The 13,071-nt window shown below is 64.0% G+C and carries 13 protein-coding genes; 10 read left to right on the top strand and 3 right to left on the bottom strand.

The features are described 5' to 3' along the window. The 4 genes from VN004_RS08705 to VN004_RS08690 form a co-directional block, all read left to right on the top strand. A partial coding sequence (locus tag VN004_RS08705; protein ID WP_325608996.1) for an MFS transporter occupies positions 1–645 on the top strand: 645 nt, incomplete at its 5' end. A gap of 92 nt (positions 646–737) precedes the next feature. Further along, positions 738–1,727 carry a tripartite tricarboxylate transporter substrate binding protein gene (locus VN004_RS08700; RefSeq protein WP_325608991.1) on the top strand — a complete coding sequence of 330 codons (990 nt, stop codon included), beginning with the start codon at positions 738–740 and terminating at the stop codon, positions 1,725–1,727. A gap of 2 nt (positions 1,728–1,729) precedes the next feature. Further along, complete coding sequence (locus VN004_RS08695; protein WP_414710254.1) at positions 1,730–3,496, top strand: adenine deaminase; 1,767 nt, start codon at positions 1,730–1,732, stop codon at positions 3,494–3,496. A 193-nt stretch (positions 3,497–3,689) separates the two neighbouring features. After that, positions 3,690–5,816: a sodium-translocating pyrophosphatase gene (locus tag VN004_RS08690; RefSeq protein ID WP_325608987.1), complete on the top strand. Its 2,127-nt coding sequence runs from the start codon at positions 3,690–3,692 to the stop codon at positions 5,814–5,816. 82 nt (positions 5,817–5,898) lie between these two features. Here the strand turns inward: VN004_RS08690 and VN004_RS08685 are convergent, their stop codons facing one another. Continuing rightward, a complete protein-coding gene (locus tag VN004_RS08685) occupies positions 5,899–6,375 on the bottom strand; it encodes an outer membrane protein assembly factor BamE (protein WP_414710252.1) in 477 nt (158 codons plus the stop codon). A gap of 84 nt (positions 6,376–6,459) precedes the next feature. Here VN004_RS08685 and VN004_RS08680 point away from each other — a divergent pair, with 84 nt between their 5' ends. The 6 genes from VN004_RS08680 to VN004_RS08655 all read left to right on the top strand — a co-directional run bounded on the left by VN004_RS08680 (position 6,460) and on the right by VN004_RS08655 (position 10,674). After that, a complete protein-coding gene (locus tag VN004_RS08680; protein ID WP_325608985.1) occupies positions 6,460–6,990 on the top strand; it encodes a ubiquinol-cytochrome C chaperone family protein in 531 nt (176 codons plus the stop codon). Positions 6,991–6,997: 7 nt separating this feature from the next. Continuing rightward, positions 6,998–7,537 (top strand): DUF177 domain-containing protein, encoded by a 540-nt coding sequence (locus VN004_RS08675; protein WP_325608983.1) that lies wholly within the window; start codon positions 6,998–7,000, stop codon positions 7,535–7,537. A gap of 92 nt (positions 7,538–7,629) precedes the next feature. Next, on the top strand, positions 7,630–8,688 hold the full coding sequence (plsX, locus tag VN004_RS08670; RefSeq protein ID WP_325608981.1) for a phosphate acyltransferase PlsX: 1,059 nt from the start codon (positions 7,630–7,632) through the stop codon (positions 8,686–8,688). After that, positions 8,682–9,659, top strand: a complete 978-nt coding sequence (locus VN004_RS08665) for a beta-ketoacyl-ACP synthase III (RefSeq protein ID WP_325608998.1) — start codon at positions 8,682–8,684, stop codon at positions 9,657–9,659. Before plsX ends, VN004_RS08665 begins: the two co-directional genes overlap by 7 nt. 160 nt (positions 9,660–9,819) lie before the next feature. Further along, positions 9,820–10,149, top strand: coding sequence for an integration host factor subunit alpha (locus VN004_RS08660; RefSeq protein WP_325608979.1), 330 nt, complete (start codon positions 9,820–9,822; stop codon positions 10,147–10,149). Positions 10,150–10,170: 21 nt separating this feature from the next. Then, positions 10,171–10,674 carry a MerR family transcriptional regulator gene (locus VN004_RS08655; RefSeq protein ID WP_325608977.1) on the top strand — a complete coding sequence of 168 codons (504 nt, stop codon included), beginning with the start codon at positions 10,171–10,173 and terminating at the stop codon, positions 10,672–10,674. Between the two features lie 45 nt (positions 10,675–10,719). Here VN004_RS08655 and VN004_RS08650 read toward each other — a convergent pair whose 3' ends face one another. Together VN004_RS08650 and VN004_RS08645 are read right to left on the bottom strand one after the other, a co-directional pair. Then, entirely contained in the window at positions 10,720–11,673 is a 954-nt protein-coding gene (locus tag VN004_RS08650) for a transcriptional regulator (protein WP_325608976.1), read from the bottom strand. Further along, complete coding sequence (locus VN004_RS08645; protein WP_325608974.1) at positions 11,670–12,869, bottom strand: GNAT family N-acetyltransferase; 1,200 nt, start codon at positions 12,867–12,869, stop codon at positions 11,670–11,672. Before VN004_RS08645 ends, VN004_RS08650 begins: the two co-directional genes overlap by 4 nt. Between the last annotated feature and the right edge of the window lie 202 nt (positions 12,870–13,071).

Here is a 13,071-nt window from a genome sequence, read left to right as displayed (position 1 = left end):
GGCCTCGTCCTGATGTTGCTGAAGATCCCGATGCCGTCAGCCGCGGCTAAGGCGGATGCCGGACGTCCGCTCTCCGAGATCGCGCGCCAGCCGAAATTCATCGTCGCCGTGGCCTGTGGCATCGCCAGCTATTCGATGATGAACATGGTGATGACGGCGGCGCCGCTCGCCATGATCGAATGCAATCACAGCATCACCGATGCCGCGCTCGGCCTGCAATGGCATGTGCTCGGCATGTTCGTGCCGAGCTTCTTCACGGGAACCTTGATCGCGCGCTTTGGCGTCGAGCGCGTGATCGCAGCTGGCTTTGCAATCCTTTTGGCGAGCGCTGCGATCAGCATCGCCGGCATTTCACTCTGGCACTTCTGGATCGGCCTTGTGCTCCTGGGTGTCGGCTGGAATTTCGCCTTCGTGGGCGCCACCACGCTGGTCACCCAGACCCACCGGCCGCAGGAGCGCACGCGCGTCCAGAGCTTCAATGACTTCCTGGTGTTCGGATCGATGGCGATCGGCTCTTTCGGCTCCGGCAAGGTCCTCGCGCTGTTCGGCTGGGCCGCGGTCAACGAGATCGTGTTCCCCGTGGTGCTGACGGCGGCCTTGATGCTGGGATGGCTGGTCCTGCGACAGCGGCGCAACCTGGTCTGAACGCGGCGCAACCTTCGCGCGCTCTTGCGGGACGCCGTTTCGCGGCGCAATCTTGAGCAAGGCTGCCGGGCCGTCACTTGGACAGGACTCCCATGCGCATATCAAGCCTGACCTCCGTCATCGCCATCACGCTCTCGCTCGCGGCGGGCCTCACCGCACCGTCGGCGCATGCGCAGGCCTATCCAACGAAGCCGATTACCCTGATCGTGCCCTATGCGGCGGGCGGCAGCGTCGATGCGGTGGCGCGCCTCGTTTCCGACCGGCTGGGCGCGAAGCTCGGCACCAATATCGTGGTCGAAAATGTTTCGGGCGCCGGAGGGGTCGTCGGCACCGCGCGAGCCGCGCGCGCCGCGCCCGATGGCTACACGCTGCTGTTCTCCGTCGAAAGCACGATCGTCATCGCCAAGCTCGTTTCGCCTTCGATCGTGCAATACGACGCCATGAAGGATTTCGTGCCGATCTCGATGGTCGGCTCGTCGCCGCTCGTTCTGCTCGGGCGCAAGGATTTTCCGGCGAACAATATCGCCGAGCTGATGAAGCTCCTGAAGGAGAACCCCGGAAAATACAATTACGCCACCTCGGGCGTCGGCACGTCGCTGCATGTGGCCGGCGAAATGATCAATGCCGAGGGCAAGGTTCAGATGGTCCATGTGCCCTACAAGACGGGAGCGCAGATACCGACCGACCTGATGGGTAATCAGATCGATCTTGCCGTTCTGCCATTGGTGATGGCGATGGCGAATGTGCGCGCCGGCAATATCAAGGCGTTCGGGATCACCGAGCCTCAGCGTTTCCCGCTGACCCCCGATGTGCCGAGCCTTGCCGAACATCCCGATCTGAAAAATGTCTCGGTGACGGTGTGGTACGGCTTGTTTGCGCCAGCCAAGACCGATCCGGCCATTGTCGAAAAACTCTACACCGCGCTGGCGGAGGTCGTGAAGGAGCCCGGCATCGTCGAGAAGCTCAAGGCCTCGAACCTGATACCCGTCGGCAATTCGCCGAAGGAATTCGCCGATCTCCTGAAAGCCGAGAACGAGAAATTCTCCGCGCTGGTGAAGGCGGCCAACATCAAGGCTGAATAAGCGTGCGGGAACCGATCGCGTTCGAAATCCGGCGCCGCGCGATCGAGGCCGCGCAGGGCAGGGTGCCGTTCGACCTGTTGCTGCGCGGCGCACGGATCGCCGATGTCGCGACGATGGAGATCCGCGACGCCGATATCGGCATCGTCGGACCGATGATCGCGAGCGTGCATGCGCCCGGCGCATTTACCGAGGCGACCGAAGTGCATGATCTTGCCGGTTTGATCGTGACGCCGGGCTTCATCGATGCGCACGTGCATGTCGAATCCTCGCACATGCTGCCGCATCGGTATGCCGAGGTCGTGGTGCCGCAAGGCACGACGACAATTTTCTGGGACCCGCACGAACTCGCCAATGTGCTTGGCCTTGACGGAATCCGCTATGCGGTCGAGGCAACGCGGAACCTGCCGCTGCGCTTTATCGTACAGGCGTCGTCCTGCGTGCCTGCGGCGCCCGGCCTCGAGATATCCGGCGCCGATTTCAAGGCCGACGAGATCAGGACATTGCTGAGCTGGCCGGATGTCGCGGGTCTTGCCGAAGTCATGGACATGCGTGCGGTGCTGGAAACCCAGCCGCGCATGATGGCCATCCTTGAAGCCGCGAATGCGTCGGGGAAGATCATCGAGGGACACGCCCGCGGCCTGACCGGGCCTGGCCTGCAGGCCTATCTCGCCGCCGGGATTTCCGCCGATCATGAAATCACATCAGGCGCGGACGCCCTGGAGAAGCTGCGCGCCGGCTTCACCGTCGAGATCCGCGGCTCGCACGACTATCTGTTGCCGGACGTGGTGGCGGCGATCAACACGCTGCCGGTCATTCCGACAAGCCTGACCGTTTGCACCGACGATGTGTTTCCGGATTATCTCGTCGAGCATGGCGGCATCAACGATGTGCTGCGCCGGCTGATCCGCTACGGGCTCGATCCGTTGCAGGCCATCCGCTGCGCTACGATCAACAACGCGATCCGGCTGCGCCGGGACGACCTCGGTCTCGTCGCTGCCGGCCGGCGCGCCGATCTCGTGGCCTTGTCGGATTTGAACGAGGTGAGGGTGGAAGCGGTCTACACCGCCGGCCGCCATGTGGCGCAGGGCGGAAGGATGATCGTGCCATCGCTCGAAGTGCCGCCGCCGCTGGAGAACACCATGAAGATCGGCCGGCTTGTCGCCGACGATTTCCGCATCCGCGTTCCCGGCGTGACCGAGGGGCGCGCTCTGATCCAGACCATCAAGGGCGCGCGCTTCAACTCGTGGAGCGAGATCGAGGTCGAGGTGCGCGACGGCTTTGCGGTGGTGCCGGACGAGCTCAGCGTGATGGCCATCGTGCATCGCCATGGCCGCAACGATCCGCGCCCGTCGCTTTCCGTGATCGAGGGCTGGGGCCGCTGGGGCGGGGCTTTCGCGACCTCCTACTCGCACGATTCCCACAATCTGATCCTGTATGGCCACGATCCGGCGGAACTGGCGCTCGCGGCCAATACGGTGATTGAGATGCGCGGGGGCATCGTCGTCGTGAAGGATCGGCAGGTTGTCGCCCAGCTCGCCTATCCGGTCGCCGGCATGCTGTCTCTCGGGAACCCGGCGGAGGTGGCGGCGGCGCATGCGCGGATCGTCGAGGCGGCGGGCCGGATCTGCGCCTGGCAACCGCCGTATCGGACCTTCAAAGCCCTGAGCGGACAGTCGCTTGCCTGCAACCCCGGTCCCCACCTGACCGATCTGGGGCTGACCGATGGGACGACCAAGGAAATCCGGCCCATCCTGATCCGGCCGATCTAAGCCGGCATTTGCCGGCGAAAGGCCCTCAAACCTGCAAAAATCGTCGGGAATCCAGCCGTTTGCCCGGTTGCTTTGCAGATTCGTTTTTGGCAATGTCCGCGCGATTTTGACCGGGCGGAGGCGATTCCGCGCGCCCGGTGCAAACCAGCGAGCCGGCGTCAGCCCGGCTCACTCCTTATCATCGGGGACTTCTATGACAGCTTTGTGGGTGATCATCGCCTGCGGTTTGCTCGCCGTGGTTTACGGCATCTGGGCGACCGCATCGGTGATGAAGGCGGACGCCGGGTCCGCCAAAATGCAGGAAATCGCCGCCGCCGTTCGTGAGGGCGCGCAGGCCTATCTGAAGCGGCAGTACACGACGATCGGCATCGTCGGCATCGTGATCTTCGTGGTCGTCGGATTGCTGCTGGGCTGGCTGGTTGCCATCGGCTTCGCGGTCGGTGCGATCCTGTCGGGCGCCGCGGGTTTCATCGGGATGAACGTCTCGGTCCGCGCCAACGTCCGCACCGCCCAGGCGGCCGTCAATTCGCTCGCGGGCGGCCTCGAGATCGCCTTCAAGGCTGGCGCGATCACCGGCATGCTGGTGGCGGGTCTCGCTCTGCTCGGCGTCGCTGTCTATTACATGATCCTGACCGGTCCGCTCGGCCTTGCTGCAAACAGCCGCACGGTTGTTGACGCTCTGGTCGCGCTCGGCTTCGGCGCTTCGCTCATCTCGATCTTCGCGCGTCTCGGCGGCGGCATCTTCACCAAGGGTGCGGACGTCGGCGGCGACCTCGTCGGCAAGGTCGAAGCGGGTATCCCCGAGGACGACCCGCGCAATCCGGCGACCATCGCTGACAACGTGGGCGACAATGTCGGCGACTGCGCCGGCATGGCCGCCGACCTGTTCGAGACCTACGCGGTGACCGCGGTTGCCACCATGGTCCTTGCGGCGATCTTCTTCGCCGGACAGCCGGCGCTGTCGAGCATGATGATCTATCCGCTCGCGATCGGCGCGGTGTGCATCATCACCTCGATCGTCGGCACCTTCTTCGTGAAGCTCGGCGCCAACCAGTCGATCATGGGCGCGCTGTACAAGGGCCTCATCGCGACCGGCATCCTGTCGCTGATCGGCATCGCGCTCGTGACGCATCTGCTGCTCGGCTTCGGCACGGTCTTCAAGACTGGCGGAGGCGTGACCTTCACCGGCATGTCGCTCTACATCTGCGGCATCGTCGGTCTCGCCGTCACCGGGCTGATCATCTGGATCACCGAATACTACACCGGCACCAACTTCCGTCCGGTGAAGTCGATCGCCGAAGCCTCGGTCACCGGTCACGGCACCAACGTGATCCAGGGCCTCGCGATCTCGATGGAAGCCACGGCGCTGCCTGCGATCGTCATCATCGCCGGCATTCTGATCACCTATGCGCTTGCCGGCCTGTTCGGCATCGCGATCGCGACCACCACGATGCTGGCGCTGGCCGGCATGATCGTCGCGCTCGACGCCTTCGGCCCGGTCACCGACAATGCCGGCGGCATTGCGGAAATGGCCGGATTGCCGAAGGAAGTGCGCAAGTCGACCGACGCGCTCGACGCTGTCGGCAACACCACGAAGGCCGTGACCAAGGGTTACGCCATCGGTTCGGCGGGCCTCGGCGCGCTGGTGCTGTTCGCGGCGTATAACGAAGACCTGAAATACTTCATCGCGTCCAAGACGCCGTATTTCGTCGGCGTCAGCCCGGACTTCTCGCTGAACAACCCGTATGTAGTGGTCGGCCTCCTGTTCGGCGGCCTGCTGCCGTACCTGTTCGGTGCGCTCGGCATGACCGCGGTCGGTCGTGCGGCGTCTTCCATCGTGGAAGAGGTGCGTCGTCAGTTCCGCGAGAAGCCGGGCATCATGCAGGGCAAGGACAAGCCGGATTACGGCCGCGCTGTCGACCTGCTGACCAAGGCTGCGATCAAGGAAATGATCGTCCCGTCGCTGCTGCCGGTGCTGTCTCCGATCGTCGTCTATTTCGCGATCTACTTCATCGCGGGTGGCGGCGCGGCCGGCAAGTCGGCGGCCTTCTCGGCAGTCGGCGCCATGCTGCTCGGCGTGATCGTGACCGGTCTGTTCGTCGCGATCTCGATGACTTCGGGTGGCGGCGCCTGGGATAACGCCAAGAAGTACATCGAAGACGGCCACTTCGGCGGCAAGGGTTCGGAGGCTCACAAGGCCGCCGTCACCGGCGACACCGTGGGCGATCCCTACAAGGACACCGCGGGTCCGGCCGTGAACCCCATGATCAAGATCACCAACATCGTGGCGTTGCTGCTGCTGGCGATCCTCGCGCACTGAGGCTCGCGCACGGCCAAAACGACGAGAGCCCCGCTTCGGCGGGGCTCTTTCTTTTGGGAGGCAGATGCCAGAAAGGCCGCGCCTAGTTCTGCATCCCGATGATCTTGAAGAGATAGGTCAGGTACGACATCTCGTTGCCGCCGGTCGGGGTGGTCTTGCTGATGAAATCGAAGACCTTGCCGTCCTTGATGCCGTAATCGGCGAGGCGGGTCACCCGGCGATCCTTGTCGAAATAGACCGCGATCACCCGTTGATCGACCACCTTCTGCGGCATGAAGGCCGCGGCTTTCTCGGCGCGCTGGGAGATGTAGTAGAAAACCTCACCGGTCACGGTCGCGACGGTCGAGGGTGTGCCGAGAACGATCAGCACCTGCTCCTGGCTGGACCCGAGCGGAATTTGCTCGAGTGCGCCTTCGGGCACCACATAGCCGCGCTGGAACGTCTGCTGGGTCAGGCTGGCGCCGCAACCCGGCAGCGCCAGGGCGCAGGCAATCGCCAGCATCGCGGCGCCCGCATTGCGGTACAGCGGCGACCCGGACCGGAGGCGGCACTTCGGCATCATATCGTTTGACTAACCCCCAACACGGCGACTGCAAATGCGGCGCTGGCGATCCATGCGGACCGGGCCTAGAACACACGCATGTTGAGCATATTTCGCCGGAACCCCCGAGCTTCTACCATCGAGGCGCTCTATGGCGCCATCGTGGCGCAGGCGCGCGCGCCTGTCTTCTACCTGAACTATGGCGTTGCGGATACCGTTAACGGCCGTCTCGACCTGCTGATGCTGCATCTCGCGCTGGTCTTCGAGCGGCTGTCCCGCGGCGGGGCCGCCGACAAGGCGGCGGGCCAGGCCGCCTTCGATCGGTTCTGCCAGGACATGGACGACCATCTGCGCGAGCAGGGGGTCAGCGACCTCAAGGTTCCAAAGGACGTAAAGCGTCTGGCATCCGCTTTTCTTGGTCGCTATCGGGCCTATATGTCCGCAGTAAAAGCCGGTGACCAGGCGGCCTTGCGGCAGGCCCTGCGACGCAATGTGTATGCCGACGCGGAGTCGCCGGCACTGGGAGCGTTGCTTGCGTATGTTGAGTCCGCCGCGGCGATGCTGAACCGGCAGGATGCGGCCTCAATCGCGGTTGGCCGCATCGAGTGGCCCGATCCCGTGACACTGTCTTGAGGATGTCATGACCGCAAACGATCTGCCCTGGAGCCGGCGCGTCACGCTGGCCGACGTTCCGGAAGAGGGCTTGCACATCGCGATGGAGGCTGATTCCGACGTGCGTGCCACGCTGGCGCGGACCGCGAATTTGCGAGATCTGCCGCGACTGGAGGCGAGCTTCGACCTGCGGCGGAAGGGGGCGGGGCTTCACATCTCGGGTGAAGTCACTGCGTTGGTCTGTCAGAACTGCGTCGTGACCCTCGAGCCGGTCGAAACGAATCTTCACGAGGCCTTCGACCTGATGTTTGCGCCCGGACCGTCCGACACCCTGGGCGACGCCGCCCGGGAGGCCTCGTTCGGCATGACGGATGCGGACGAGCCCGAGCCGCTGATCGGCGGCATGGTTGATCTCGGGGCCGTCGCGACCGAATATTTTCTGCTGGGAATCGATCCGTATCCGCGAAAGGAGGGCGCCATTTTCGAGGAAAGGACGGTCGGTGAGCCCCCGGAGAGCCCGTTTGCCGCATTGGCTTCGCTGAAGAAATCCGCGCCGGAAGGGACATAGGCGATGGTTGTATCCGTTCCAGCACAGGCTATGGTCCGCGCACTGCTTTCCACTGCCTTCCTGTGACCCGACGCCTCCGCTAAACTAGGCACATGCCAGACAAGGTTCGCATCGCGCTGGATGCCATGGGGGGCGACCATGGCCCGGCGGTGGTTATTCCGGGCGCCGCGCTCGCGCAGGCGCGCCATCCGGACACCGAGTTCATTTTCTTCGGCAAGGAGGCCGAGATAGCGGCGGTGCTGGACGCGCATCCGAAGCTCAAGGCGTCGTCGCGGGTTGTTCACACCGACGTCGCCGTGAAGATGGACGACAAGCCAAGCCAGGCTCTGCGTCAGGGCCGCTGGAAATCCTCGATGTGGCTTGCCATCGATGCGGTGAAGAAGGGAGAAGCCGATGTAGCGGTGTCGGCTGGCAATACCGGTGCGCTGATGGCGATGGCCAAAATCCATCTGCGCACCATGGCGGGTATCGAGCGCCCGGCCATCGCGGCCATTTGGCCGACGCTGCGGGGTGAATCGGTTGTGCTCGATCTTGGCGCCAGCATCGGCGCGGACGCGCAGCACCTGATCGACATGGCCGTCATGGGCACGGCGATGGCGCGCATTCTCCTCAATATCGACCGGCCGACCGTCGGCCTTCTGAATATCGGGGTAGAGGAAATTAAAGGATTGGATGAAGTGCGGGAAGCGGGACAAATACTGCGCGAACGTGTGCTGCCGCACCTGCGCTATACAGGTTTTGTCGAGGGCGACGATATCGGCAAGGGGACGGTCGACGTTGTCGTCACCGAGGGTTTCGCCGGCAATATCGCGCTGAAGGCAGCCGAAGGCACCGCGCGTCAGATTGCCGGATATCTCAAGGCTGCGATGAGGGAGACCGTCTGGACGCGCCTTGGCTACCTGTTCGCACGTGGCGCCTTCCGCAAGCTGGCCGCCAAGATCGATCCGAGCCGGTCCAACGGCGGAGTGTTTCTCGGACTGAATGGGATCGTGATCAAGAGCCATGGCGGCGCCGATGCCAACGGCTTCTCGGCCGCGGTCGATATCGGCTACCAGATGGTCCGCAACGATCTGAGGGCGAAGATCGAGCAGGCCCTGGTCCCTGAGGCGCGTGTTACGGCTGCAGCACCGGTGGCCGGAGTCGCATCGTGATGGTGCGCTCCGTGATCGTGGGGGCCGGCTGCTATCTGCCGGAGCGAACCCTCACCAATGCCGAACTGGCCAGCATGGTCGACACCTCGGACGACTGGATCGTGCAGCGGACCGGAATCCGCGAGCGGCACGTCGCGGCGGAGGGCGAACTCACGTCCGATCTCGGGATCAAGGCGGCGCGGGCGGCGCTGGCCGATGCCGGTCTGGAGCCCAAGGATATCGATCTGATCGTTTGCGCCACATCGACGCCGGACAATACGTTTCCGGCGACCGCGACCACGATCCAGGCGGGTCTTGGCATTACCGGCGGGTTTGCGTTCGACCTGCAGGCGGTCTGCTCGGGCTTCGTCTATGGCCTCGGGACGGTGGACAGCATGCTGCGCGCCGGTTTGGCGAAGCGCGCCTTGCTGATCGGTGCCGAGACTTTCTCGCGGATCCTCGACTGGACCGACCGGACCACCTGCGTACTGTTCGGCGATGGCGCGGGAGCGGTGGTCATCGAAGCGCAGGAGCAGCCGGGCGCGATGACCGACCGGGGCATCCTGACGACGCATCTGCGCTCGGACGGGCGCCACAAGATGAAGCTCTACGTCGACGGCGGGCCGTCCTCGACGCAGACCGTCGGACACCTGCGCATGGAGGGCAAGGAGGTGTTCAAGCACGCCGTGTCCATGATCACCGATGTCATCAAGGACGCGTTCAGGGCGAGCGGATATACCGCCCATGACCTCGACTGGTTCGTACCGCACCAAGCCAATCGCCGCATCATCGACGGATCGGTCATCAAGCTCGGCCTCGATCCCGCCAAGGTGATCATCACCGTCGACAAGCACGGCAACACGTCGGCGGCCTCGATTCCGCTCGCGCTCTGCGCCGGAATCGCGGACGGACGGATCAAAAAGGGTCATCTGGTGATGTTCGAAGCCATGGGCGGCGGCTTTACCTGGGGCGCTTCTCTGGTCCGGATGTAAAAAATTACCAGCCGTACGCAACGGGCCAAGGGCCGAACCTCGCGTGACCGACCCGTGGGCAAATCATTCGGCTTGCCCGGCTTTCTTCGGTTGACCGTGGAAAAGTAAGTCCATATCGTCTTGTAAAATAAGAAGGATCGCCGAGTAGGGGCTGAAGGCGATGGCGGCTAAAACGGTAACGCGTGCTGATTTGTGTGAGGCGGTCTACCAGAAGGTGGGCCTGTCGCGCACGGAGTCTGCCACCCTGGTCGAGCAGGTACTCAAGGAGATTACCGACTGCCTGGAGCGTGGCGAGACGGTCAAATTGTCCTCGTTCGGGTCCTTTGTCGTGCGAAAAAAAGGCGAGCGGGTCGGCCGCAATCCCAAAACGGGAAAGGAAGTCCCGATTTCGCCGCGCCGGGTCATGGTGTTCAAGCCATCGGCGATCCTCAAGCAGAAGATCAATGGCGACAGCGGTCCGGACGTCGCCGACGACACTGACACACACTAAAAACGGGGCTTGGTAGCATCGGTGGACAAGGCGCCCGACGCATTTCGCACGATCAGCGAAGTCGCCGACGATCTCAAAGTGCCGCAACATGTCCTGCGGTTCTGGGAAACGCGCTTCAGCCAGATCAAGCCGATGAAGCGGGCGGGGGGGCGCCGCTATTACCGGCCCGATGACGTCGACCTGTTACGCGGCATTCACCACCTTCTCTATGGCGAGGGCTATACGATCCGCGGCGTGCAGCGGATCCTGCGCGACCAGGGCTCCAAATTCGTGCAGACGGTCTGGCAACCGGGCGCCGAGCAGCCCAATCACGGTCCGGTCGACGATGATGACGATCTGCCGGAAGAGGAGGTCGTCGCCGAGGCGGTTCCGAGATCCGCACCAACGCCGCGACCGCAACCCGCGCCGGCTGCCATTCGGGTGCAGATGTCCCGCGAGGACCTGCGGCGCCTGCAATCCACGCTGTTCGAACTGAGCGAATGCCGCCGCCTGCTCGATCTGGCGATGCAGAAGACCGATCAATAGAATTTCGCGCGCGGAGCGCGGAGACGTGACCTGCGTCCCGATCCGTCAGGAGGCGTTGGCGCTCTGCGGCTTTTTCCCGCCGCGATAACCATCGTTTCCCTCGCGGCCCTTGACGATCCGATGAACGAAGCGGTGCATGGGTTCGTTCCGGCGCAGCGACTCCACCGCGGCCGCCGCCGCCCGAAACGCGGCCACCTTGGCGGCATCGAGCGTCGGATGAACGCCCGGAGGATGTTGCGGCAGGCCGAACCCGCGCAGCATCGCATTGATCGCGGCAATATCGTTGCGGCGTCGTACCTCGTCTGACCTCCAGGCGAGTGACAGCGAGATCGAACAGGCGTCCGCAGTGCGCGTCCAGTGCGGCCATTGATAGGGGACGAATACCCCGTCCCCGGCCTTCAGCCTGTAGGTCGTGCATTTCTTGTCGAACTCCGCCCTGTAGGACAGGTTGCGATGCTCGATGGCGCCTGCTTCCAGCGCTCCTTCCGACGCGATCGATCGATCGCGATTGTCATAGACGTGGAAGAATGTGTCGCCGTGGATCTGGAAGAAGAAGGTTTCTTCGGCATCGGCGCGGAACGGTGTCATCGCGTTGGCCGATGAGACGCAGATGACGCCGCGAATGTCCTCGAAGCCGGCCGCCTTGAGGCTGTTGTAACCGCGCGCCTGCGCGACTTCCATCAATGCCGCTTCGATCAGCCGGCGACAGGCCGGATCCTGCTCGACCGATCTCAACACCAGCGAGGCGCCGGCGGTCTCGATGGTGTGGATGATCTCCTCCGGTTCAAGGTCGATCGTGGGCGTCGTCTCAGGCCGCCGGCTGATCGCTGTGTTGCCGGCGTCATAGTCCAGCCGGCCGCGCGGCAAATTGCGCGCGAGGTCTGCGAGTCTCGGAAGAGTCAGAAGCGGATTGTCATAGAAGCGATGCTTGAGCCCGAATGGCAGATGCGGAAATTCATGCGTGAGCGCCGCCATATCGGATGGCTCGAAGAATTTCATCGCAACTTCTCCTTGATGCGTCGGAGGGTCCTCGCAAGATCGAGGGCGCGATAACGCGCGACGATCAGCGCACGGATTGCGCTGGCATAGGGGTCGCGTGGATGAAGCGGCACGAACACGTCGGCGATCGGAATGCGCTCGCGCCAGATGTGATCGATCATCGGGTGTTCGCCGTCCGCGGTTGAATCGGCGAACGAGATCGCCGGGTCCGCGCACAGATATCGGGTCAGGTCGAGCGTGAGCTGGACGCCGGGCGACATTCGCGCTTCGGTTTCGTCCATCGCGATCTTGAAGAAGAAGGCCCGGCCGCCGTCGCGCAGGATCAGGCCGGCGGCGAGAGTCTTTCCATTGCGGTTGAGACTTGCCACCTGGAAGTGACCGCGTGCCGCGAGCGGCCCTGCGGCTTGGCGGATAAAGGCGGCATCGCCAGGATGCTGGATCAATGCGGTGCCGCGTTCGCCCTTCCAGCCCTTCGCCTCGAGAGCAAGAAAAGCTTCAAGGGCAATGCCAACTTCATCAGGCGCGGACGCGACGTCGAAGTGCACGGGGCCTGCGTCCTCGAGGCGATTGCGCTGGCGGCGGAGTTCCTTGAGCTTCTTTCCCGAAAGCGCCTCGCGCAGCACCACCTCCGGGTCCTGCGTGGCGTCGAGTCCCGCCCGGCGGAAGCTCCGCAATGGTTCGGCCTGAAGGTGGCGCCGCTGGAGTGCCGTCAGCAACGACTCCCAGGCCGGGCCTTCGGTCGGGATGGTCTGCAGGAGCAGCGCGCGGGCACCGGATTGGCGCGCCGCCTTGATCAGATGCGCGGCGGCATCGACGGCGTGCTCCCGATCGAGGAGCGGAGCGGAATAGGGCGCATAGGCATTCCACGAGACCAGCAGCGGGACTGGCAATCGCAACGCGCGAGCCGCCCAGCGCACTGGCAGCAATCCAACGAGCCGCCGCGCGTCGGCGTCGCCGAATGCTGCCAGCGCAAGCGCATCCCCTCGGCCGCGGGCGTGGCGAGCGACGGCCAGCGCCCAGTCCGGCAGATAGCAGGCATTCGGCTCGATCGCGTGCGCGGCGAGAGCGGACCAGTCCTGAACAGGGATGGAGTCGATCGGCACCAGCCGGTCGGTCGCGCCGCGCTCCATGCGGGTGTGCGGTGACGCGAGCGTGGATGAGACGTTGACCTGATCCGCGGGGATCGGGGCACTCATGCGATGGCCTGACGTCATGAACGAAAGTCAGGCCTTCAATAGGCCGCAGGCGTGACCACAGCCTTTAATTGTCGTGCGCAGAAGCGGCTTTGGCTTTCGAGGGTTAACAAACGCTAACCTGATCTCAGGAAGTCGGCATCCGGCCCGGCAAAAATGTCACTTACGAATTGCTAACGCCAATTGGGGCCGAAATTCCCCGCAT

This window comes from Pseudorhodoplanes sp., from assembly GCF_035565855.1.
Taxonomy (GTDB): domain Bacteria; phylum Pseudomonadota; class Alphaproteobacteria; order Rhizobiales; family Xanthobacteraceae; genus Pseudorhodoplanes.
Note: the sequence above shows the minus strand (reverse complement) of the source record. Positions and strands in the feature narration are given on the sequence as shown.

Coding starts and splice junctions, on each gene's coding strand:
- VN004_RS08700 (WP_325608991.1), top strand. CDS start 738: ATGCGCATATCAAGCCTGACCTCCGTCATCGCCATCACGCTCTCGCTC.
- VN004_RS08690 (WP_325608987.1), top strand. CDS start 3,690: ATGACAGCTTTGTGGGTGATCATCGCCTGCGGTTTGCTCGCCGTGGTT.
- VN004_RS08685 (WP_414710252.1), bottom strand. CDS start 6,375: ATGCCGAAGTGCCGCCTCCGGTCCGGGTCGCCGCTGTACCGCAATGCG.
- VN004_RS08675 (WP_325608983.1), top strand. CDS start 6,998: ATGACCGCAAACGATCTGCCCTGGAGCCGGCGCGTCACGCTGGCCGAC.
- plsX (WP_325608981.1), top strand. CDS start 7,630: ATGCCAGACAAGGTTCGCATCGCGCTGGATGCCATGGGGGGCGACCAT.
- VN004_RS08660 (WP_325608979.1), top strand. CDS start 9,820: ATGGCGGCTAAAACGGTAACGCGTGCTGATTTGTGTGAGGCGGTCTAC.
- VN004_RS08650 (WP_325608976.1), bottom strand. CDS start 11,673: ATGAAATTCTTCGAGCCATCCGATATGGCGGCGCTCACGCATGAATTT.
- VN004_RS08645 (WP_325608974.1), bottom strand. CDS start 12,869: ATGAGTGCCCCGATCCCCGCGGATCAGGTCAACGTCTCATCCACGCTC.